Source organism: Nonomuraea sp. NPDC050663 (genome assembly GCF_044456985.1).
Classification (GTDB): Bacteria; Actinomycetota; Actinomycetes; order Streptosporangiales; family Streptosporangiaceae; genus Nonomuraea.
Genome location: NZ_JBITGL010000012.1, coordinates 1 through 20,886, shown reverse-complemented (window position 1 = coordinate 20,886; position 20,886 = coordinate 1). Strand labels below are relative to the sequence as shown.

26 protein-coding genes and 1 tRNA gene are annotated in these 20,886 nt (G+C 67.9%); 13 read left to right on the top strand and 14 right to left on the bottom strand.

What is annotated here, in order from left to right; genetic code table 11:
• Position 1: 1 nt before the first annotated feature.
• Together ACIBH1_RS31880 and ACIBH1_RS31875 are read left to right on the top strand one after the other, a co-directional pair.
• The gene (locus ACIBH1_RS31880) at positions 2 to 517 is read left to right on the top strand and encodes a M48 family metallopeptidase (protein ID WP_397317676.1); all 516 of its coding nucleotides are present in this window, start codon (positions 2 to 4) and stop codon (positions 515 to 517) included.
• Positions 511 to 1,071 carry a hypothetical protein gene (locus tag ACIBH1_RS31875; RefSeq protein ID WP_397317675.1) on the top strand — a complete coding sequence of 187 codons (561 nt, stop codon included), beginning with the start codon at positions 511 to 513 and terminating at the stop codon, positions 1,069 to 1,071. The genes ACIBH1_RS31880 and ACIBH1_RS31875 overlap by 7 nt, the downstream gene beginning before the upstream one ends.
• Here ACIBH1_RS31875 and ACIBH1_RS31870 read toward each other — a convergent pair.
• The 3 genes from ACIBH1_RS31870 to ACIBH1_RS31860 are packed head-to-tail and all read right to left on the bottom strand — an operon-like array spanning position 1,052 to position 3,797.
• Positions 1,052 to 2,023 (bottom strand): endonuclease/exonuclease/phosphatase family protein, encoded by a 972-nt coding sequence (locus ACIBH1_RS31870; protein ID WP_397317674.1) that lies wholly within the window; start codon positions 2,021 to 2,023, stop codon positions 1,052 to 1,054. The genes ACIBH1_RS31875 and ACIBH1_RS31870 overlap by 20 nt on opposite strands.
• Positions 2,023 to 2,565, bottom strand: a complete 543-nt coding sequence (locus ACIBH1_RS31865) for an NUDIX hydrolase (RefSeq protein WP_397317673.1) — start codon at positions 2,563 to 2,565, stop codon at positions 2,023 to 2,025. Before ACIBH1_RS31865 ends, ACIBH1_RS31870 begins: the two co-directional genes overlap by 1 nt.
• Positions 2,562 to 3,797, bottom strand: coding sequence for a zinc-dependent metalloprotease (locus tag ACIBH1_RS31860; protein WP_397317672.1), 1,236 nt, complete (start codon positions 3,795 to 3,797; stop codon positions 2,562 to 2,564). Before ACIBH1_RS31860 ends, ACIBH1_RS31865 begins: the two co-directional genes overlap by 4 nt.
• Positions 3,798 to 3,878: 81 nt before the next feature.
• Here ACIBH1_RS31860 and ACIBH1_RS31855 point away from each other — a divergent pair, with 81 nt between their 5' ends.
• From ACIBH1_RS31855 to ACIBH1_RS31830, 6 genes are all read left to right on the top strand, one after another.
• Positions 3,879 to 4,952 carry an NAD-dependent epimerase/dehydratase family protein gene (locus ACIBH1_RS31855; RefSeq protein WP_397317898.1) on the top strand — a complete coding sequence of 358 codons (1,074 nt, stop codon included), beginning with the start codon at positions 3,879 to 3,881 and terminating at the stop codon, positions 4,950 to 4,952.
• 68 nt (positions 4,953 to 5,020) lie between these two features.
• On the top strand, positions 5,021 to 5,446 hold the full coding sequence (locus tag ACIBH1_RS31850; RefSeq protein WP_397317671.1) for a molybdenum cofactor biosynthesis protein MoaE: 426 nt from the start codon (positions 5,021 to 5,023) through the stop codon (positions 5,444 to 5,446).
• 10 nt (positions 5,447 to 5,456) lie between these two features.
• Positions 5,457 to 6,506: a PDZ domain-containing protein gene (locus ACIBH1_RS31845; RefSeq protein ID WP_397317670.1), complete on the top strand. Its 1,050-nt coding sequence runs from the start codon at positions 5,457 to 5,459 to the stop codon at positions 6,504 to 6,506.
• Positions 6,507 to 6,636: 130 nt separating this feature from the next.
• Complete coding sequence (locus ACIBH1_RS31840) at positions 6,637 to 9,564, top strand: UPF0182 family protein (RefSeq protein ID WP_397317669.1); 2,928 nt, start codon at positions 6,637 to 6,639, stop codon at positions 9,562 to 9,564.
• A gap of 55 nt (positions 9,565 to 9,619) precedes the next feature.
• Positions 9,620 to 9,696, top strand: a tRNA-Met gene (locus ACIBH1_RS31835).
• 92 nt (positions 9,697 to 9,788) lie between these two features.
• Positions 9,789 to 10,169 carry a hypothetical protein gene (locus ACIBH1_RS31830; protein WP_397317668.1) on the top strand — a complete coding sequence of 127 codons (381 nt, stop codon included), beginning with the start codon at positions 9,789 to 9,791 and terminating at the stop codon, positions 10,167 to 10,169.
• A 1-nt stretch (position 10,170) separates the two neighbouring features.
• Here ACIBH1_RS31830 and ACIBH1_RS31825 read toward each other — a convergent pair whose 3' ends face one another.
• Complete coding sequence (locus ACIBH1_RS31825; RefSeq protein WP_397317667.1) at positions 10,171 to 10,716, bottom strand: hypothetical protein; 546 nt, start codon at positions 10,714 to 10,716, stop codon at positions 10,171 to 10,173.
• A gap of 88 nt (positions 10,717 to 10,804) precedes the next feature.
• Between ACIBH1_RS31825 and ACIBH1_RS31820 the strand changes: the two genes are divergently transcribed.
• From ACIBH1_RS31820 to ACIBH1_RS31810, 3 genes are all read left to right on the top strand, one after another.
• Entirely contained in the window at positions 10,805 to 11,338 is a 534-nt protein-coding gene (locus tag ACIBH1_RS31820) for a flavoprotein (protein ID WP_397317666.1), read from the top strand.
• A 7-nt stretch (positions 11,339 to 11,345) separates the two neighbouring features.
• Positions 11,346 to 11,720 (top strand): hypothetical protein, encoded by a 375-nt coding sequence (locus ACIBH1_RS31815; RefSeq protein WP_397317665.1) that lies wholly within the window; start codon positions 11,346 to 11,348, stop codon positions 11,718 to 11,720.
• 511 nt (positions 11,721 to 12,231) lie between these two features.
• Positions 12,232 to 12,687: a hypothetical protein gene (locus ACIBH1_RS31810; RefSeq protein WP_397317664.1), complete on the top strand. Its 456-nt coding sequence runs from the start codon at positions 12,232 to 12,234 to the stop codon at positions 12,685 to 12,687.
• A gap of 383 nt (positions 12,688 to 13,070) precedes the next feature.
• Here ACIBH1_RS31810 and ACIBH1_RS31805 read toward each other — a convergent pair whose 3' ends face one another.
• From ACIBH1_RS31805 to ACIBH1_RS31790, 4 genes are all read right to left on the bottom strand, one after another.
• Entirely contained in the window at positions 13,071 to 13,943 is an 873-nt protein-coding gene (locus ACIBH1_RS31805; protein WP_397317663.1) for a permease-like cell division protein FtsX, read from the bottom strand.
• Positions 13,944 to 14,340: 397 nt separating this feature from the next.
• Positions 14,341 to 15,021, bottom strand: coding sequence for a hypothetical protein (locus ACIBH1_RS31800; RefSeq protein WP_397317662.1), 681 nt, complete (start codon positions 15,019 to 15,021; stop codon positions 14,341 to 14,343).
• Between the two features lie 75 nt (positions 15,022 to 15,096).
• Positions 15,097 to 15,441, bottom strand: a complete 345-nt coding sequence (locus tag ACIBH1_RS31795; RefSeq protein WP_397317661.1) for a hypothetical protein — start codon at positions 15,439 to 15,441, stop codon at positions 15,097 to 15,099.
• Positions 15,442 to 15,467: 26 nt separating this feature from the next.
• Complete coding sequence (locus ACIBH1_RS31790; protein ID WP_397317660.1) at positions 15,468 to 16,214, bottom strand: class I SAM-dependent methyltransferase; 747 nt, start codon at positions 16,212 to 16,214, stop codon at positions 15,468 to 15,470.
• Between the two features lie 120 nt (positions 16,215 to 16,334).
• Here ACIBH1_RS31790 and ACIBH1_RS31785 point away from each other — a divergent pair, with 120 nt between their 5' ends.
• The gene (locus ACIBH1_RS31785) at positions 16,335 to 16,733 is read left to right on the top strand and encodes a hypothetical protein (protein ID WP_397317659.1); all 399 of its coding nucleotides are present in this window, start codon (positions 16,335 to 16,337) and stop codon (positions 16,731 to 16,733) included.
• 7 nt (positions 16,734 to 16,740) lie between these two features.
• On the opposite strand, the gene ACIBH1_RS31780 is transcribed toward ACIBH1_RS31785, so the two are convergent.
• The 3 genes from ACIBH1_RS31780 to ACIBH1_RS31770 are packed head-to-tail and all read right to left on the bottom strand — an operon-like array spanning position 16,741 to position 18,673.
• A complete protein-coding gene (locus tag ACIBH1_RS31780; RefSeq protein ID WP_397317658.1) occupies positions 16,741 to 17,301 on the bottom strand; it encodes an NUDIX hydrolase in 561 nt (186 codons plus the stop codon).
• Between the two features lie 2 nt (positions 17,302 to 17,303).
• Positions 17,304 to 18,044: a GNAT family N-acetyltransferase gene (locus ACIBH1_RS31775; protein WP_397317657.1), complete on the bottom strand. Its 741-nt coding sequence runs from the start codon at positions 18,042 to 18,044 to the stop codon at positions 17,304 to 17,306.
• Positions 18,038 to 18,673, bottom strand: coding sequence for a phosphotransferase (locus tag ACIBH1_RS31770; RefSeq protein ID WP_397317656.1), 636 nt, complete (start codon positions 18,671 to 18,673; stop codon positions 18,038 to 18,040). The genes ACIBH1_RS31775 and ACIBH1_RS31770 overlap by 7 nt, the downstream gene beginning before the upstream one ends.
• Positions 18,674 to 18,723: 50 nt before the next feature.
• Here ACIBH1_RS31770 and ACIBH1_RS31765 point away from each other — a divergent pair, with 50 nt between their 5' ends.
• On the top strand, positions 18,724 to 19,479 hold the full coding sequence (locus tag ACIBH1_RS31765; protein ID WP_397317655.1) for a group II truncated hemoglobin: 756 nt from the start codon (positions 18,724 to 18,726) through the stop codon (positions 19,477 to 19,479).
• On the opposite strand, the gene ACIBH1_RS31760 is transcribed toward ACIBH1_RS31765, so the two are convergent.
• The 3 genes from ACIBH1_RS31760 to ACIBH1_RS31750 all read right to left on the bottom strand — a co-directional run bounded on the left by ACIBH1_RS31760 (position 19,480) and on the right by ACIBH1_RS31750 (position 20,474).
• Positions 19,480 to 19,731, bottom strand: a complete 252-nt coding sequence (locus ACIBH1_RS31760; protein ID WP_397317654.1) for a hypothetical protein — start codon at positions 19,729 to 19,731, stop codon at positions 19,480 to 19,482.
• Positions 19,724 to 19,894 (bottom strand): hypothetical protein, encoded by a 171-nt coding sequence (locus ACIBH1_RS31755; RefSeq protein WP_397317653.1) that lies wholly within the window; start codon positions 19,892 to 19,894, stop codon positions 19,724 to 19,726. The genes ACIBH1_RS31760 and ACIBH1_RS31755 overlap by 8 nt, the downstream gene beginning before the upstream one ends.
• 181 nt (positions 19,895 to 20,075) lie before the next feature.
• The gene (locus ACIBH1_RS31750; protein ID WP_397317652.1) at positions 20,076 to 20,474 is read right to left on the bottom strand and encodes a hypothetical protein; all 399 of its coding nucleotides are present in this window, start codon (positions 20,472 to 20,474) and stop codon (positions 20,076 to 20,078) included.
• Positions 20,475 to 20,886: the final 412 nt, after the last annotated feature.

Genomic DNA, 20,886 nt, shown 5'->3' with positions numbered 1-20,886 from the left:
TGTGCCCCCCGAGACAGTCGAGGTCCGACGAAGTTCTCGTCGCCGGCGTACGGTTTCCGCTTATCGTGACGGCGACAAGACGATCGTGCTTCTGCCCGCCTGGCTTAGCGGCGAAGACGCGGATGAATGGGTGAGCCGGATGCTCGAGCGGCTGGCGGCGAAGGAGAAACGCCGACGTCCCACCGACGATGGTCTGCTGGAGCGGGCCAACGAGCTGTCGTTGAAGTATCTCAACGGCATGGCTCAGCCGGTGAGTGTGCGCTGGGTCGACAACCAGCAGCACAGGTGGGGTTCCTGCACTCCGGAGAACGGCACGATCAGGATCTCGACCCGGATCCGGGGCCTGCCCGAATGGGTCATCAACTACGTCATCATCCATGAACTGGTGCACCTGCTGGTGCCCAGCCACGGCCCCAGGTTCTGGAAGCTGGTCGAACAGTACCCCAAGGCGGAGCGGGCGCGCGGCTTTCTTGAAGGGTTCTCCGCCGCGGCGGCGAACCAGCCGGAGGAGTGTTGACCCGTATCGTCGCCGTCCTGGCGAAACAGAACGACTCGTTCGACCGCGAGATCCTCACCGCGATGGCGGAGGACACCTACGAGGTCGTCGCGGGCCTGCAGCATGTCACCCCGGTCCTGGTCACGAGCATCCCGGAGCTCGAGGAGATCGTCTGGCCCGGCACCGAAGTGATCACGATCGCGGATGACACGCCGCTGAGAGAGATCTTCGGCAAACTCGGCGCCGAGCAGGCCGCGATCGTCAGCGCCGACGCCCCCGATCTGCCGCCGCTGCTGATCGGCAAGCTCTTCCGCGAGCTCGGGCGCGCGCCGCTGGCGGTCTGCCCCAGTCTGTACGGCGGAGCGGTCGCGATCGCCGCGGCCTTGCCCCTGCCCGACTGGGTGCACCCCGATCTCGACGCCGACAACCCGGTCCAGGCCATGCGGGAGCAGGCTCCCGGCCGCCGGATGATCGCGACGGGACCGGGCTGGCACCGCTTGCGCAAGCCAGAGGACCTGAGGCTCCTCGACCCCGGCCTCGAAGGCTGGGACAACCTCAGAGCGCTAGTTCAGTGAAGATCGCCCGGTGATCGGTGCCCCGCAGGGTGTGCACCGACACCGAGCGCACTCCCACGCCCGAGTCGACGAGCACGTGGTCGATGGTGATGATCGGCGGGATCCGCCGTCCGGCGGGCCAGGTGGGGATCAGCCCGGCCCCGGCCGAGTCGGCCGCGTCCTTGTAGCCGCGCGTCAGCACCCTGCGCAGCGCGGCGTGGTCGAGGCTGGCGTTGAAGTCGCCCGCGAGCACCCTGATCACCTCGGGCGTGGCGGCGGGCAGGGCGTCGAGCGCCTGCTCCCAGTCGGTCACGTGGTGGCCCATCGGCGCGTAGGGGTGCACCGCGATGATCTCGACCGGTTTGCCGGTCCCCGGCACGTCAACGCGGGCTGCGGGCATCTTGTGGGCCGCCGTGGCGTTGACCAGGTCCCACTGCGCTGTCATCCCGAAGCGGGAGTACAGGCCGCTTCCCCCGGCGTTCCACTCGGGCTGGAGCACCCGGTGGGGCATCAGGGTGATCAATCCGGCGGCGTCGAGCGCCTCGACCGCTCCAGGGGTCAGTTCCTGGGCGCTGAACACGTCGGGCTTCAGGCGCCTGATCAGCTCCATCACCTGGGTGACGTCGGCTCTGCCGTACAGCAGGTTGATCGAGAGCACCCGTAGCGGCCGGCCGGTGGCCGCGTCGGCGGCGCCGAACGCGCGGGGCAGGACGCTCGCGCTCAGGGCGACGGTGGTCAGCGCGGCCACGGCCGTCACCCCGCGCCGGCGAGAACCGGCCGCGAGCAGCAGCGGGACGAGCGAACCCAGGGCGGCGTACGGCGTGGCGGTCATGACCTGCGTGGCCCAGGCGCCGCGCTCCAGGCCGAACGACCGGGTCACCGCCCAGGCGATGAAGGGCGTGAGCGCCGTCCAGGCCAGCGCGGCGGGCATCCGGCGCTTGCGGCGAGGGACGACGATCTCACCGCCGACCATCAGCCCACCAGGGCGCGACCGAGGAGGGCGAGCCTGCGGGTGGCCGCGTCGGACGGATCCGGGATGTCGTCCACCGGGAACCAGCGCAGGTCGAGCGACTCGTCGCTGATGACCGCCTCGGCGCCGGGGGGCGCCACGGCGGCGTACTCCACGTCGAGATGCCACGAGAACGGCGGGTGACACCACACCTCGTGCCTGTCGAGCGCGAGCGGTCCCGGCAGCAGCCTGAGCCCCTCGATGCCCGACTCCTCGGTGGCCTCGCGCAGCGCGACGCCGGCCAGCGAGGTGTCGGAGGCCTCGCAGTGGCCGCCCATGGGCAGCCACATGCCCGCCTTCGGGTGCAGCGTCAGCAGCACCTTGGACCCGTCGTGCGACAGCACCGCGGTGGTCGCCGTCAGGTGCCCTGGCACGCAGCCGCGGTCCATGGCGTCGGCGTGCGCCTCGAGATGCGCCAGGAACTCCTTGCGCAGCACCTCCTCCTCGGGCGTCGGAGCCGTCCAGGCGGTCAGGACGGTGACGGCGTCGTCGTGAAGCGCCGTCACTTGTCCTCGTCCAGCTTGGAGATGTCCCAGGTCGAGTCGCCGCTGACGAAGGCCGCGGGGTCGTCGAGGTCCTCGGCGGTCGGCATGAGGTCGGGGTGACCCCAGACGTCGTCGCGGCCGTCTACGCCACGTGCCTGCTCAAGCGCCGACCACAGGGCCGCCGCCTCGCGCAGGCGACGGGGACGGAGCTCCAGCCCGACGAGCGTGCCGAAGGTCACCTCCGCGGGACCGCCGGTCGCCCGGCGCCGCCGTACGGTCTCGCCCAGCGCCGCGACGGACGTCAGCTTGCCGCCGGCCGCCGCGTCGACCACGTTGCCGACCCAGCCCTCGACCAGTGCGAGCGTGGTCTCCAGGCGGGCCAGGGCGGCCTTCTGGCGCTCGGTCTCCTCGGGCTTGAGCAGCTGACCGCCGCCCAGCGCCTCCTGGATGGCCTCGGGGTTGTTGATGTCGATGCTGCGGATCTGCTCCTCCAGGGCGGAGGTGTCGATCGTGATGCCCTTGGCGTACTCCTCGATGGCTCCGAGCAGGTGCGAGCGCAGCCACGGGACGTGCTGGAAGAGCCGGTGATGCGCGGCCTCGCGCAGCGCCAGGTAGAGCCTGATCTCGTCGGAGGGGATCTCCAGGCCGCTACTGAAGGCGGCGATGCCGCCGGGCAGCAGCGCGGCGGTGTCGGACAGCGGCAGGCCGATGTCGGTGGTGCCGACCACCTCACGGGCCAGCGAGCCGAGGGCCGTGCCGATCTGCTGGCCGACCATCATGCCGCCCATCTGCTTCAGCATGCCCATCAACGGCCCGGCCATCTGCTGGGCCTCCGGAGGGAGCCCCGAGCCGCCGAGCGTGCCGCTCATGGTCTCGACCATCTTGGCCGCGACCGGTTCGGCCAGCTGCTTCCACACCGGAACGGTGTTCTCGATCCACTCGGACCGGCTCCACGCCTGCGGCTGCGTCACGCCGCTGGGCAGCGTGGTGACCTCGTTCAACCACAGGTCGGCCAGCTTGAGCGCTTCGATGATCTGTCGGCGTTCTCCCTCCATGACGCTGGGGTCGCCTTCGGCCACGACGGCGTGGCGGGCGATGTTCTTGGCCATGTCCCAGTTGACGGGGCCGGAGCCCTGCGGGGCCGACAGCATGTCGGCGAACTGCCGCATCGCCTGAGCCATCTGCTCAGGGTTGCCGAACATGGCGAACGGGTTCTCGTTGGGGTCGTTTTCACGACCTGGCAGGTCAGTCACCGCTCTACCTCGTGCAGGATAGGGAGGAGTCCACATCCGCCACGTTAGTCGTCCCACGGCGGATCAGTGCAAAGTGAGGACCTGGTGCCTACCTCGAAACGACCGCGCCAACCCGTCGTCGCAGTCACCGGCGCCGCCTCGGGCCTGGGCCGCGAACTGCTCTCCAGGCTCGCGACCTCCGGTGATTTCCGCAGAGTCGTGGCCATCGACGAGCAGCGAGGCGACGTCCAGGACGTCACGTGGCGAGTGCTCGACGTCCGCGATCCGCTCTTGGCGAACCGCATCTCCGACATCGATGTCCTGGTCCATCTCGCGGGTGATTTCGCCCTCGACTCCGACCCGTCGGAACGGCGTGCCTACAACCTGCGGGCCGCCCAGACGGTGCTGACCGCCAGCGCGGCCGCTCGCGTGCGGCGCGTGGTGCTCGTCACGAGTGCCATGGTGTACGGCGCGGCGGCCGACAACCCGGTTCCGCTTCCAGAGGAATCCGCCGTGGCGGCCGAGCCCGACACGGGAGTGGTCGGCGACTACCTGGAGATCGAGGGGGTCGCCCGCCTGGCCGCGCGCAGCCATCCCGGCCTGGAGCTGACCGTCCTGCGTCCGGCGGCGGTGGTCGGTCCTGGCATGGACACCGTGATCACGCGCCACTTCGAGGCGCCTCGCCTGCTGACCGTCAAGGGCTGCTCGCCGCGATGGCAGTTCTGCCACGTCGACGACCTGGTGTCGGCGCTGGAGATGGCCGCACGCGGCCTGGTCACGGGCGTCGTGGCGGTCGGCTCCGACAGCTGGCTGGAGCAGGAGAAGGTCGAGGAGCTGTCCGGAATCCGCGGTTTCGAGCTGCCCGCGGGACTGACCTTCGGCACGGCACAGCGGCTGCACCGGCTGGGCATCACCCCGGCTCCGGCCACTGACCTGCACTACGTGGTCTATCCCTGGGTCGTCGACTGCGCGAAGCTGCGTGAAGCGGGATGGAAGCCGGCCTGGAGCAACGAGGCCGCCCTGGAACAACTCCTGGAGCTGCGCGAGAACCGCACCACCGTCGTCGGCAGGCGGCTGCCGGTCAAGGAGGCGACCCTCACCGCGGCGGGCGCGACCGTCGCCGTCATCGGCACCGCGGCGATCGTGCGTCAGGTGCGCAAGAAGAGGCGCATCTGATCCGGGGCGTTGTCCACAGGCTGCCTGCCGTACGGGATCGTGACGTGGCTCTGCCGTAGGCTTTGCTCGTGGACGTCATCCGGTTGCTCGACATTCGTGACACGCCGCTGTCGGTCGACGAGATCTTCGCCGCGGTCGGCTCGCATGCCGCGGGCGGCACGACGCTGTTCGTCGGCACCGTGCGCGAGCAGGACCACGGCAAGCCCGTGACGCGCCTGTCCTACTCCGCCCACCCGTCGGCGGTCGACGAGCTGCGCAGGGTCGCCGAGAAGGTCGCCGCCGACTTCCCCGTGACCGCGCTGGCGGCCGTGCACCGGGTCGGCGACCTGGAGCTGGGCGACATCGCGGTGATCGTGGCCGTGGCCTGCCCGCACCGGGGGGAGGCCTTCGAGGCGTCGCGCCGGCTCATCGACGATCTCAAGGCGGAGGTCCCGATCTGGAAACATCAGCAGTTCGCCGACGGGTCGAATGAATGGGTCGGCGCCTGCGAATAAGCTCATCCCCATGTCGCGACGTGCGTTGACCCTTCTGGTGGCGAGCTTCCTCGTGCTCGCGCTCGGTGTCGTCGGAGCGTTCCTGCCGGTGCCGTACGTCGTGCTGAGCCCGGGGCCGACAGAGAACACCCTCGGCGAGGTCGAGAAGAAGCCCGTGATCACGATCACCGGCCACGAGACCTTCGCCACCACCGGCGCCCTGCGCCTGGTCACGGTGGAGTACAAGGGCGGGCCGACCAACCGCATCGACCTGCTGACCGCCCTGCGCGGCTGGCTCGACCCGACGGTCGCGGTCGTGCCCGAGACGACGATCTTCCCGCCCAACCAGACCGCGCAGCAGGTCGAGCAGCAGAACGCCGCCGAGATGACCGGCTCCCAGGACAACGCCACCGCGGCGGCGCTGACCGAACTGAAGATCCCCTTCACCGCCGAGGTCGTCGTGGCGGGCACCGAGAAGGAGATGCCGGCCGAGGGCAAGCTCAAGACGGGCGACCAGCTGCTCAAGGTCGACGGCGTCGACGTCGTCACCGTCGACACGGTGACCGCGCAGGTCAAATCGCACAAGCCGGGCGACACGGTGGTCTTCACGATCTCCCGCGACGGCAAGCAGCAGGAGGTCCCGATCGTCGCTGCAGCGGGGCCCGAGGGCAACGCCATGGTCGGGGTGTCACTCTCGACGAAGAAGTACAACTTCCCCTTCACCGTCACGATCAACGTCGGCGACGTGGGAGGGCCCAGCGCCGGCCTCATGTTCTCGCTCGGCATCCTCGACAAGCTCACCCCCGGCGAGCTGACCGGCGGCAAGTCGATCGCCGGCACCGGCACGATCACGCCGGAGGGCAGGGTCGGGGCGATCGGCGGCATCGCGCAGAAGATGGTCGGCGCGCGAGACGCGGGCGCCACGGTCTTCCTCACGCCCGCCGACAACTGCGCCGAGGCGGTCAACTCCGCCCCCGACGGCCTGCGCCTGGTGAAGGCCACGACGCTCCACGAGGCGGTCACCGCCCTCGACGCCCTGGCGTCCGGTAAGGGCCCGGTGCCCAGTTGCGCTGCTGGATGAAACTTCTGGCGGACGCCATGCGTTAGCCGTACGGCTGGCACATCGGTGTAGGTTGCCAGACACGGACCGTTTGTAAATCACGACCGAGGGGTTGGCCTTGAGCTTCCGGACCCCAGGAGGCGGACGGGCGATGCGTTTGCGCCGCCCCCGACTGCTGCTTCCTGTCGCGATCGCCATTGTCGCGATCGTGGCCCTGTTCTTCTTGTTCTCCGGCTTTTACACCGACTATCTGTGGTTCGACAACGTCGACTACACCACGGTCTTCTCCGGCATGTTGCTGACGCAGATCGTGTTGTTCGTCGTGGGCGCGCTGCTGATGGTCGGCATCGTCGGCGGCAACATGCTGCTGGCCTTCCGCATGCGGCCGATGTTCGGTCCCGCCATGTTCGGCGGCGCCAGCGGCGCCGACCGCTACCGCATGGCGCTGGATCCGCACCGCAAGCTGATCTTCATCGTGGGCATGGCGGTGCTGGCGCTCTTCGCGGGCTCCCAGTTCGCCGGGCAGTGGAAGACCTGGCTGCAGTACGTCAACGGCACCGACTTCGGGCAGAAGGATCCCCAGTTCGGGCTCGACATCGCCTTCTTCATGTTCGATCTGCCGTTCATCCGCATGCTGCTGAACTTCCTGTTCACCGCCATCGTGATGTCGGCCATCCTCGCCGCGATCACCCACTACCTGTACGGCGGCTTCCGCCTGCAGTCGCCCGGCGTGCACGCCTCCCGTGCCGCGCGCGTGCACCTGTCGGTGCTCCTGGGCGTGTTCGTGCTGCTGAAGGCCGGCGCCTACTTCGTCGACCGCTACGACCTGGTCTTCTCCGACCGGGGCTTCGTGCACGGCGCGTCGTACACCGACATCAACGCGGTCCTCCCGGCCAAGACGATCCTCGCGATCATCGCGCTGATCTGCGCGGCCATGTTCTTCGCGGGTGTCGTACGGCCAGGCGGCATGCTCCCCGGCGTCTCCTTCGGCCTCCTCGTGCTGTCCGCGGTGCTCATCGGCGGCGTCTACCCCGCCCTCGTCGAGCAGTTCCAGGTCAAGCCCAACCAGCAGGCCAAGGAATCGACCTACATCAAGCGCAACATCGACGCCACCAGACAGGCGTACGGCATCGACAACGCCGAGGTCATCGAATACGACGCCAAGGAGGACCCCGCGCAGGTCAACGCGGCGGGCGACACCTCGGTCTCCGGCGTGCGCCTGCTCGACCCGTCGCTCGTGTCGAAGACCTTCCAGCAGACCCAGCGCATCCGTGGCTTCTACGACTTCCCCGACGCGCTCGACGTCGACCGCTACCCTGACACGGGCGGCAAGATGATCGACCACGTCGTCGCGGTCCGCGACCTGACCGGCCCGCCCTCCGAGCAGGACAACTGGATCAACCGGCACCTCGTCTACACCCACGGCTTCGGCTTCGTCGCCGCGCCCGGCAACAAGGTGACCTCGGGCGACGTGACCACCCAGGGCGGCCTGCCCGACTACGACGCCAAGGACCTGCCCGGCAGCGGCGCGCTGGCCGAGAAGCTCAAGGAGCCGCGCGTCTACTTCGGCGAGCAGGCCGAGACCGAGTACGTCATCGCCGGCGGCAACCCCAACAACCCGCAGGAGCTCGACTACCCCGAGAGCGCGGGCACCGGCCAGAAGAACACCACCTACACCGGCGTGGGCGTGCCGGTCGGCTCGTTCTTCAACCGGCTCGTCTACGCCGCCAAGTACGGCGAGGTCAACATCCTGCTCTCCAGCGATGTCAACGACCAGTCGAAGATCCTCTACGAGCGTGACCCGCGCGACCGCGTCGCCAAGGTCGCGCCGTTCCTCACCCTCGACGCCAACCCGTACCCGGCGATCGTCGACGGGCGCATCAAGTGGATCGTCGACGGCTACACGACCTCCAACAACTACCCGTACGCCCAGAGCGAGTCGCTGGAGACGATGACCAGGGACCTGGCCGTCGAGCGTCGCGTCGTCGCCGCCCAGCCGCGCGACAAGATCAACTACATGCGCAACTCCGTCAAGGCCGTCGTCGACGGCTACGACGGCACGGTGACGCTGTACGGCTGGGACGACAAGGACCCGATCCTCAAGACGTGGGGCAAGGCCTTCCCCGGCATCATCAGGCCCGTCTCCGAGATGTCGGCCGACCTGCGCACCCACGTGCGCTACCCGGAAGACCTCTTCAAGGTGCAGCGCTACCAGCTCGCCCGCTACCACATCGAGGACCCGGGCGCCTTCTACGGCGGCCAGGACGTGTGGGTGGTCCCGCGCGACCCCTCCGCCGGAGCCAACAACGACATCAAGCAGCCGCCGTACTACCTGACCACCACGATGCCCGGCGGCAAGCCCACCTTCTCGCTGACGACCACGTTCGTCCCGCGCCAGGGCCCCAACCTCGCCGCCTTCATGGCCGTCGACGCCACCGCCGGCCCCGACTACGGCAAGCTTCGGGTGCTCAGGATGCCGTCATCCACCGCCATCCCGGGCCCAGGCCAGGCACAGAACAACTTCCAGAGCCGCTTCGCCGGAGAACTCAACCTCCTCGGCCTGCAGTCCTCGGCGGTCCGCTACGGCAACCTGCTGACGCTGCCGTACGCCGGCGGCCTGGTCTACGTCGAACCCGTCTACATCCAGGCGGCCGCCGGCACCGGCCAGGAGCCGTACCCGATCCTCCGCCGCGTGCTCGTCTCGTTCGGCAACAAGATCGGCTCCGCTGACACCCTGGAAGACGCGCTCAAGCAGGTCTTCGGTGGGGCCCCGGCCAACAACCAGCCGCCACAGACGAACCCAGGCAACCAGCAACCGGCCAACCCCGCGACGACGCAGCTCACCCAGGCGATCGACGCCGTCGCCAAGGCCTACAACGACGGGCAGAACGCTCTCAAGGAGTCGCCGCCCAACTGGACGAAGTTCGGCGAGTCGCAGAAGGCGCTGCAGGGGGCGCTGGCGAACCTCGAGAAGCTCAAGGCGCAGGGCACCAGTGCCACGCCGACAGCCTCGGCTACCCCTTCGGCCAGCCCCTCGCCTAGCGCTTCACCTTCGGCTTCTCCTAGTGGGGGGTCGTAGGGGCACTTGATTTGCGCCCGCTCCGCGCTGTCGATAGTCTTTAGACACACGCCAACGCGGGGTGGAGCAGTTCGGTAGCTCGCTGGGCTCATAACCCAGAGGTCGCAGGTTCAAATCCTGCCCCCGCTACCAGGTAAAGGCCCTTCCGGAATCTCTCCGGAAGGGCCTTTTCGTGTGCTCTGTAAACGGATGTGCAAACGGGATCTTCGGTTACGCTCCGGCTCATGCAGGTGGAGAACGGGGCGGGCGACGTGACCTTTCCCGAATGGCGGGGGAACGTCCTGGAGGCTCTGCGCGCCTTGAGCGACGACACGCTGCACGAACTCTGGCGGCGCAGGCAAGGCTGGCCAGATCTTGATTCGGCCGTCCACTGGCTGATCGACGATACGTTCATGGACGTGGGGTCGGCCCGCGAGATGGTCCCTGAGCTGTTTCGGTCGGAACGTGAAGCGGACACCGTCCAGGCGGCGGTAGACGCTTTGATCGCCGTGGTAGACGCTCTTGGCGACGTGTCGGCCGAGGTGTACCTGCGGCATCCTGGCTGGCCGAAGGTGTTCGTAACAGCAACAGCGGCCGCGAGAGCCCTGGAGGAACCCGCGTTGTGATTCACGCACTTTTCTCTACCGAAGCGAGATTCCCGCCGATGATCAGCTCGGCCAAGGCGTTGGCGACCTGGCGGTCGGTGTCGAGGTCGGCTTGGACGTACTGCTTCATCGTGAAGGCCACGTCAGCGTGTCCGATCCGCTGGCTGAGGGCCTTCCAGTCGATCTTTGCGTCTCGGCCCGCCGTGGCGTAGCTGTGCCGTACGTCGCGGAGGTCGATCTCCGGGAGACGCGCCTTGGCGGCAAGGCCCTTGAACCGTCCGGTGATCGTACCGGGGTGTGAGTGAACGGGTCGAGGGCCCTGATGCGCTGAGCATTCTCGGTCTTTGCCGTCCGACTCCACGACCTTGCCGTCCACCACGACGCGCATGATCTCGATGACGACCAGGCCGACATCGACGCCCTGCCGATCAGCGAGCGCAAGGCCACGCTCTTGCTGGACACCGCTCGCGCGTTCCTCATCTGGGGCAAGCAGCACCACCGCGCCCTTTACGTCATGCGGGCCGCTGGAGACATTGCACCCGAGGAGATCGGCCCCGCCCAGCGTCACTCCGCCTCGTCCGTGATCTACTGGACGGCGCGCCCATCACTGCCCGCCGGGAGGCGCGTGAGTTCGCGGAGTCTTTGGGAGTCACGGCTTGAGCAAGGTCCTCTGTGTGAACGTCTGCGCCGCCGGCCCCGCACGTGAGGTGGGCCGCTTGGTCGAGTTGGTCCGGGCCGAGGGTTGGACCGTCCAGATCGTTGCCACACCATCGGCGCTCGCCTTCATCGACGTTCCTGCTTTGGAGGAGCAGACGAGCCGACCGGCGCGGAGCCAGTACCGCAAGCCTGACGAACCAAAATCGCCCCGAGCCGATGCCATCATCGTTGCTCCCGCGACCTTCAATACGATCAACAAGTTCGCCCACGGTGTGGCCGACACTTACGCACTTGGAGTGCTCTCCGAGGCGCCCGGCTTGGAGATCCCTGTGGTTGTGCTCCCGTTCGTCAACTGTGCCTTGGCGAACCGTGAGCCGTTCCGCGAGAGCATGGGCAGCCTTCAGCGAGACGGAGTCCGAGTGCTCTTCGGCCCTGGAGAGTTTGAACCACACCCGCCTAGCACGAGTGAGGAGCGTTTGGACATCTATCCGTGGCAGCTCGCACTCGCCGCCGTCGATTCCCGAGTCAGGTGAGGTGCCGGTGGACTACCGACGGTTGTTCCGCCTGGTTCAAACGCGTCCAGGGATGTACGGCCTCGACGGCTCATTCAAGCACTATGAGATCTTCCTGACCGGCTGCGATGCCGGAAACGAGTGGGGGCTCTTGGCGGGCTTCCGCGAGTGGCTGATCATGCGCCTTGGGCGAGACTCCTCGCTCGTATGGGGTGCCCTCACCCTCCAGATTGCGTTCCCTGATGGCTATGAGCTTCCCTTGTCCCAGGACGCGGATCGGGTGGCAAGTGGCGTGCTCTTCGACCTACTCGACGAATTTATGCAAGCCCGCTTCGGCGCGAACGGCATCTCTGAGATCTTCAACCGATACAGCACATGGAGCGCCCAGAGCATCAGCACATGACCGATTCATCGTGCACGGACGAGAATCCTGCCGAATTGTTCTCATGAGGATCAAGCGGCGGCGCGCCGCGCCGCCGTACGCCCCGCGCCAGCGTCCCCGTGCCGCGCTGCGCCCTGGGCGCCGGGCGCCGCGCGGGGCATCGCCGTAGACGCGGCCCCGCCGTACCCAGCGAACTCGCCGACCACCGGCACGCCGCCGCGACGTACAGTGCCGTCATGGACAGCCCGCCTCCTCGGAACGATGATGACGAGCCGTCCGACTGCCCGGCATGCGGCACCGGCCCCGACCAGTCCAGCGACCCGGTGAACATGTGGCGCAGCATTTGCTACTGCGGGCACCCGAGGTACTACGACTACAAGCACCTCGACGGCACATGCCCGTGCCTAGCGGAAGGCTGAATTCAACGCCTCCGGCGGGGCCTCGGGCCCCGGGATGATCCGGCAGGGCGGGGTCTGCGGGTGGCCCGCATGGCCGAGCTCGGGAAGCAGCCTGTATCAGGGAGGATGAGCGTATGGAGCCCGCGGAGATCCTCATTGGCCGGAGTAAGCAGTCTGATCACATCGCCATTCGTGTGGACGGCCGGATGCACCCGAGCCATGTGGACTACTGGGACGGGAACTGGCTCATCTCGCCCATCTTCGTAAGGGTGGGCGGCTTCACGGCCAAGATCGGCGCAGGCTTGCGAAGTGACGAGCTTCAGTCCTTCCACAAGCAGTTGGAGCGCGTGTACGCAGCCGTCGAGGGACGTGCCGTGCTGTCTTCGCTGGAGAACTGGATAGAGCTGGTCGTTGAGTGCCACGGCAATGGTTCCCTGACGATCAAGGCGACTGTGGCGGACGACCCGTCGATGTGGAACACCCTCAGCTTTGAGATCGAGGGATTGGACCAGAGCGACATCCCGGCGATCGTTGCCGCCCTCACTGAGGTTGAAGAGCGGTTTCCCGTCTTCGGTTCTGCTGACGCGTAGGACCAGGTCAGGCGACGCTTTCGTAAACGGATTTGTAAAATGGGACGCAGTGAGACGACCCGGAACCGGGTGGACGAGACGTGATCTGACGGCTCTGCCGTACACCCGCGATCCGAGGTCCGGGCGATGCTCGCGACGACCCGAGACGGCGGAGACGATCGTGGTTCGCCTCATAACCCAGAGGTCCGCAAGTTCAAATCCTGCCCCCGATACCAGTGAAAATGCCCTCCGAGAGATCCTCTCGGAGGGCATTTTCTATTTGCGTGTAGCCCGCCTGCTGTCTCGAGGCGCTTTCTCGGCTCGCACATCTCAGCGGATGCTCCCTGCTTGGCAATCGCCCCGGATGCGTGCTTGGCGGAGCTTTCTGTTTCCAGCGGGCCGCGCTAGAACGGGTCGACGTCGGCCGCCACCTCGTCCACACCGGCCATCCCCGCCACTGCGCGCTTGACCTCGTCCGCCATCGCGGGGTCGTCCAGCTTCACGTGCAGCGAACTCCCCGGCTGCTGTCCGGGGTCGTCGCCGGATGTCGAGGAAGTTGGAGGCGACTGGTTGTCGAGGTCCTGTCGCGCGTGAGAGGCGTTCTCCCGGTAGATCGCCGTGATCCCGGGCACGGCGCGCAGCCGTTCGTAGATGGCGTGGATCTCCTCCTCGCTCGCCAGGCTCCGGTGCTCGCACGGCGAGCCCTCCCTCGCGGCCGTTCGGTAGCCGCACAACCTGACGCGCAGGTCCGTCACCCCCACCCAGAATCCGGTACGCCGCCACGACACCCCGGCGACGCCGGGGACGTTCTCGAAGGTCGCGGCGGTGTCCGCCGACAGTTCGGCCACCTTGACGGAGAACGCCTCGAAGACGTCCTTCTCCGTCATCTGGACGGGCGGCATCCCGGGAGCATCGATGATGGGCTTCCAGATGTTCGCCCACAACGTCGCCTGGTCCTCGAACCGGATGGCGGTGGCTCCGGGCAGGGCTCTGAGGCGCTGGGCCACCGCCTGCTTCTGTTCCTGAGTGGCGACCTTGCCGTCGCAGAATCTGCCTTCCGCCTTCCCCGCGCAGACGAAGACGCGCAGCGTGCCACCCGTGGGCCACGGCCGCTGCGGCGGGGAGGTAAGACCGGGGTCGGCGCTGTACAGCTTCCAGGCGCCGAATCCGCCGCCGGCGAGCAGCACCGCCACCACGGCCAGCACCGCGGTTAGTCGGCGACGTCGGGTCGGTGCTTCCGGATGGTCGGCGAGGGTCTCCTGCACAAGATCGGACACCGGTCGAATATCGCAATCCAGGCTCTCGCGGCACAAGCTTCCTGATGAAGCTGTATTCCGGTCGTCCGTCGTCCGTTATCGCCCCAGTCGCACGCTTCACCGCATGGCAATCGACTGCCGCGACACCGGGGCCCCTGGCCGCCTGTTGGCGAGATCCGACGCCGGGTAGGCCGACGCGTCGTCCGACTGGGCCGATGTCCTGTCCGACCACGGCCAGTGCATCTTCTTCCAGTGCGCCGGAGCTGTGGAGGGGTGGGTGGTTGGGCGTCGCGGTCGGGCCGCACGGGTTTGTTCAGCGACCGGGTTTAGGCTGCCGGCTCTGCACTCCCGCAACTTGGCCTCCGTCATCTCGATCATGAAACGGGTTGACCCGCAGATCGCGACGATACGCGGAGGCTCACCCGTTGCTTCGTGTCGGTGAGGTTCTCCTCGGCCTCTCCGGCGCTTCCCGAGGAGGTGCCTGGCCGAGAGGGCAGCGGACCTCGTCACTCTCGTCGTAATAGACGGCGAACGGGTGGGCGAAATCGAGGGGCTCGTTCACGTCCCGCGTGGCCTGGACGCCACCGGTTGGGCTGAGTCCAGGAACGTCGCGAAGGATCTGGTCCTGACCGGAGGCATGGAGCAACTGGTAGACGGCCCGATCTGCCGTCTGGACGTCAAAGAGCGCGTCATCGTCGATGTCGTCCGGCCACGTCTGCAGGTAGGCGGCTCTGCCGGCCTTGAGAAGCGCTTCCTGATCTGTGATCACGAAGTCATGGCGCATGAGGATCGCAATGCGTTCTGCGGGCGGAGAGTCCGAGTGATCCTCTTCCCAGTCATCTTCGTCTTGGGTGACGTCGAAGGATGGGTAGGTTCCGGTGAGGTCGAACTGGGCTTCTTTGAAGCGCCCCGCAGCCTGCGAGAGGCGGTCGTTCAGCGAGAAGATCTCGGGTACCTCACGTTGTCCGCCCTCCATCGCGCACAGGGTTTCGGCATGTTGCATCACCACAGCGGCCAGCGCTTCCGCAGCCTCGCGGAATCGCCGGCGGGCCTCATCAGAAAGCTGAGCCTCCATCAGGTTCCCTTCAAGTCTTGCCACGGGCGTCTCACGCGCCCCCGGTTGCGGTCACGGGCGAGGAGCGACATATCCCTCCATGCGGGTGACAGCAGGCGGCTACTCGGTGCGGCGACGAGCCAAAGGGACGCCGAGGCAGGCGACCAGCCTTGTGGCATCTGGGGCCAGGAAGACTTGAAAGTGATACGGGGGCTCGCCGCCCTGCACGTAGCCGACAAGAACCTGCTCGAACTCGCAGGCTTCGAGCAGGGCCACTGCGGAGGCGAAGCCCAGGGAATCGACTCCCTTTGTCCGCGTCAGCCGTTCCCGACGCCGATAGGTCGAGAACAAGCTGCCGACGGAGACGGCCCCCTCGTAGACCTGGAAGGTGCCGCCCGCCAGCAGGACGCTGCGGCAGGCCGATGCCGCGTCTCCGCCGTCCTGCAGCAGGAGGGCGAGCGCCATCCGATCCATCACGGTCCAACCCGCGGTCAGGCGATCAGCAGGCGCAGGCCGAGCTCTGCTGCCTCCAGGTCGGCCAGGTCCCGGTTGCGGTCGGACCAGCGGCCGGAGGTGAGGTCGTCGCGAAGGTTGCGCACGACACGCTGTTCCACCTCCGCCCCGACCCGGGACCACACCGACACCCCGCGGCGGACGCTCTCGTCAAGGTAGGCCTCGGGGCGGCGCCAGTGGGCCTCGAAGAAGCCGTCGGCGCAGTTCCAAGGGATGGGGACCGGTTCCAGGCGGCCTCCGATCGTGTCGGCGAGTTCGGTGGCGGTGGGGCGGCCGGTCAGGAGGTTCGAGATCTCGGGCAGGTAGTCGCGGATGAGCCAGAAGCGGTCGAGCCATCCTTCCTCGCTGGTGTCGTGGGTGAAGATCACGACGCGGCGGGCGACGCGTTTCATCTCGCGTAGGCCGGCGATCGGGTCCGGCCAGTGGTGGATGGAGGCGATGGCCATGGCGGCGTCGAAGGTCTGGTCGTCGAAGGGCAGGTGGTCGGCGGATCCTGCCAGGCAGGGGGCCGCGTTCGGGGGGCGTTGGGAGCGCATGAGGGCCGACGGTTCGACGGCGAGGACGTAGCGGTCGGAGGGTTCGTAGGAGCCGGTGCCTGCGCCGACGTTGAGGATGGTGCGGGCGTCGCCGAGGGCGGCCCAGATCTGGGCGGCTATGCGGGGTTCTGTGCGGCGGGTGACGGTGTAGGTGGCTCCGATGGTGTCGTACAACTGCGCGGTCGACATGGGGCTGCCTTTCTGGCTGGCACCGGGGGTCCTGTTCCACCATCCTGATGGGCGGTGGATGGTTCTGCGACAGGTGGTTGCGGTGCGGGGGGCGAGGGGCCTGGCCACTAGGTTGTTCTGGTGCTCTCCGTATCGCTCGACACCGTCCGTGTCTTCCTGCACGTGCTGGCCGCCACCATCTGGGTGGGTGGGCAGTTCACGCTCGCGTTTCTGGTTCCCGCGCTCCGCCGTACCGCGGACGGGGTGACGAAGGTGGCCGCCAACGCGTTCAACCGGGCCGCCTGGCCGGCGTTCGCCGTGCTGGTCGCGACGGGCGTGTGGAACATGCTGGCCGACGACAACGACGATCCTGCCTTCAAGGCGACTCTGCACGTGAAGCTGGGCGTTGTGGTGCTTTCCGGGGTTACGGCGTTCTTGCACACGCGGGCGAAGAGCAAGAAGGCGATGGCGGTGCTGGGGGCGTTGAGCGGGCTCACCGCGCTGGCGGCGTTGTTCTTGGGGGTTCTGCTTTCCGCCTGACGGGTGGTCACGTGGGGAGCAGGCTGAGCTGGTAGGTGGGGACGGGCAGGGTGGGCAGGTCGGCGGTGGGCACCAGGTCGTGGTGTTGTTCCCAGCCCTCGCTGTCGCTCCAGGAGCTCCAGTCGGCGGAGTGCCGGGTCGCTCTGGCGGTGTAGACCAGCTGGAGGATGTCCGGGTGCGGGAAGGGATGATCCTTCGGCAGGGGGTCGAGCATCCGGTAGTGGAAGAAGCCGGCGAAGGTGAGGTCGCGTTCGTCGAGCAGCCAGCCGGTTTCCTCGCGCACTTCGCGTACGGCGGTCGCGGTGTGGCTTTCGCCCGGCTCGCGTCGGCCGCCGGGCACGATGTGGGGGCCGTCCGGGGTGTGACAGACGACGACGCGGTCGTCGACCCGCACGATGCACCGGACGGACGTCACGAGGAAGTCGGGGCACGCCGGCCAGTCGCGGTAGGCGGCGACGTCGAGGTCGGTCAGGCCGATCCACGAGATGCGCGTGACGGCCACGGGGGTGAGGGTGTCGAGGAGGGTGATCAGCTCCGGGTGCCGGGATCCGTATCCGGGCGAATCCACGCCTACCTCGTATAGGGGGTCGTGGTGGTCACGGGGGTGAAGCCGAGCCTTTCGAGGATCGGGCGGCTCTGGTCGGAGGCGTCCACCTGCAGGTAGCGGAAGCCGCGTTCGGTCGCGATGCCCGCGCGGTGGGCGACCAGAGAGCGATAGAGTCCGCGTCCGCGCCATTCGGGCAGCGTGCCGCCGCTCCACAGGCTGGCGAAATCGGTGCCTTCGTGGAGTTCGAGACGTGCCGCGCTGACGGGTTCGTCGCCGGCCATGGCCACGACGGCGACGACCGAGTCGAGCTGGGCGAGCAGGCGGGTGCGGATGTGCTCGGCGCTGGTGCCGAAGGCCGCGGTGTGCACCCGCATCATGAGGTCGACGTCGGCGGGCGAGGTCACGCGGCGCAGCTCGATGCCGTCGGGCACCGGGCCGTCGAGCGCCAGGTCGTCGATGCGGGCGAGCATCAGGGTCTCGGGCTCGTCGGCCGTGAAGCCGGCGGCCAGAAGCCGCTCGGGCAGGTCCGCGGGCTGGTCGTGGGCGTAGTGCTTCCACTCGAATTCGTAGCCCAGGTCACCGTAGAAGGCGACCTGCGCGGCTATGGCGGCGTCCGCGGTGTCATGGGAGAGACCAGACCAGAGGATGCCGTTCCATCCTCCCGCGGAGACCTGGCGTACGACGCCGTCGACGTGCTCCACCTTCGCGTCCGGGGCGTCGGGCCGCGCATCTCGCCGCATCTGGCGATCGAACAGACTCAGCATCGTTCCAGTATGCCCAGCAGGAGGACACGCTCCGCGGGCGTGGTGTTGGGGTCGTCGAGGCGGGCTCGCGTCGCCGCTCGCAGCCCGGGTTCCGGGTCGGTACGGCTGCCGCGGAGGAAGGCGTCGCTGATCACCTTTCTGGCGAGGCGCTCGACCCCCTGGGGTGCCTCGCCGGTGGTCAGGAGGATGAGGGTGGTCGCCACATCGAGGGCCGGCTCGCCCGAGCGGGCGTTGCACCAGTCGATCACGCTGGGGCCGTCGGGCGTCATGATCACGTTGTCCGGGTGGAAGTCGAGGTGGAGCACCTGGTTGCCGTCGCCGGGCAGCCAGTCGGGCGCCGGGACCCGGTGGAGGCGGTCGTGCAGTTCGCCCAGCCGCCTGCCGTACCGCAGCACCCGCCACGGGCGGCGGGAGAAGGCCTGCAGCATGGTCGGGCCCTGCAGGCGTTCGAGGACGAGGTCGGTCTCGGTGGCGTCGTGGACGGCGGGCACGGGGAAGCCGTGGGCGCGGACGTGCTCCATGATCTTCGCCTCGGCCAGGGCGGTGCTGTTGGAGCGGTAGCGGCGCAGCACGCGGTGGGCGTCGAGGGCGAAGACGTCGGCGGTGCGGCCGGCGGCGATCAGCTCCACGACCGCACTCTAACCTTGTGGGTGCCAGGGCGGCGTGATTACATGATTACATGATCGTGGAATACATCCGGTACACGGTGCCGGCCGGGCGGGCGGCGGAGTTCGAGGCCGCGTACGGCAGAGCGGCGGTGCCGCTCGGCAAGGCGCCGCAGTGCCTCGACTACGAGCTGAGCAAGTGTGTGGACGAGCCCGACCACTACATCCTGCGCATCGTGTGGACCTCCGCGCAGGGGCATATGGAGGGGTTCCGGAAGAGTGAGCACTTCCGGGAGTTCTTTGCCGAGATCCAGCCTTATGTGACGGACATCGAGGAGATGCGGCACTACGAGCGGATCCTGCACAAGACCGAACCCACGCTCTTCGAGTGGGCAGGGGGTGAGGAGGCGTTCTCGCGGCTGACCGAGGTGTTCTATGGGCATGTGCGCAAGGACGACGTGGTGGGTCCGTTGTTCGCGCATATGGACCCCGGGCATCCGAAGTACGTGGCGATGTGGCTCAGTGAGGTCTTCGGCGGGCCTGACCGGTACACGAGCGAGCGGGGCGGATATCCGCACATGCTCGCGCAGCACCTCGGGAAGGGCATCACGGAGGCCCAGCGGCGGCGGTGGGTGAGCCTGCTCATGGACGCGGCCGACGAGGTCGGGCTGCCGGACGATCCGGAGTTCCGGGCGGCTTTCGCGAGCTACATCGAGTGGGGGACGCGGCTGGCGCTGGCGAACTCGCAGCCCGGGGCGACTCCGCCCACGCGGGCTCCGGTGCCGAGGTGGGGGTGGGGTGTGGCGCCGCCGTACCAGCCGTCGGCGTGACTAGTCGTCGCTCTCGGCGCGGTCGTGATCGAGGATCTCGCTGAGCGTTTCCGGCTCTTCGAGCGGGTCGTTGTAGGTGTCGGAATCGCGCTTGTCTTCCTCGTTGACCCAGTGGAAGATGCCGCGACTGGCCTCGTCGTCGATCTCCTCGATCTTGTGGCGCTGGGGCAGCCTGTCCAGGTACAGGGCCTCTTCGGAGATCTGCTCGTCGTCCCCGAGGTCCTGGTTGACGTTGTACGGCTGGTCAGTCATGGATCATGACCACCGTCTTCTGGATGGCCCAGCCGACGAGGAACACGCCGAATGCCGCCTGGGCGAACCGGACCCAGAGGGCGGAGGCGTCGGCCGCGAAGACCACCACGCCCAGCCACGTGAGCGCGAAGCCACCGACGAGAACGATGGCTGCCCAGTTCAACCCCCGATGCCACATAAGCGCATCGTTGCAGGCGGAGCGCCAAGGCAGGGTGTTGCGACGGTTTTATCGGGGCAACAGGTTGCGGGGTGCGCTGGTGGTGGCGGGGGATGGGTGCTGGAGAGACGGCCCGAGCGGTGGCCTGGTCCCGCAGGCCGTCGGTTGAGCCGGCGGCCGGCGGTTCTCAGCGGGGCAGGCTGCGGCCGGTGCCGACGCACTTGCGCAGGCGCGGGCCCCGCGGCCTGGTCTGCGGCGTCTGCTCCAGGCAGGCCAGCAACGCTGCCGCGGCCCGGGCGTCCGACAGGATGCGCTGTACGGCTTCGCCGTCCTCCGGCAGTTGGCCCCGCTCGTCCAGCTCGTGCTTGACGAACGCGAGCGGGTCGGGCGCACCCACGGTCTCCGCGGCGACGGTGGCCCTGGCCGCGGTGAGCAGGCGCAGGTAGTAGGTGCGCAGCGCGGCCTCGCGCATGTGCGCCCGCTCCAGGTCGTCGATCAGGTTGCGGGCGATGCTCGCCAGGTCGCGGGCCTGCGTCGTCTCGTCGGCGACGTAGGCGCGGATGTCATCGAACTCCGAGCGGGTCATTGCGGACACCTCCGAGGGTGCAGTCTGCTCGTGTGTAGTTCGTATCGTGGGGCGATTGCGGATGACTTGCTGTCCACTTGCCGCAGCGGGAGGTTTGAAGAGGTTTCCGCGCGGGAAAGATCTCAAGGTTGCCCGTGTGGCCCGTGAGGGCTGGTACAGTTGCAGAGCGCAGACGAGCTCTGCGCGAATCCCACTTCCTGAAGGTCTGTCCGGTTGATTCGCATCTGTCCGGATCGTCTGGTAAGTTAGAGGGGTTGTCCCGGAAACGGGGCGGTCGAAATTCCCGCAGGTGAATCGGTCCGAGTCAATTTGACAGAGACTGAAGCGCCTGAGAGAATTAAGACATAACGGAACGAAGCGCCCCGGGCTAGTGCAGACGGTGTTCGCGTCCGTTTCTTGAGAACTCAACAGT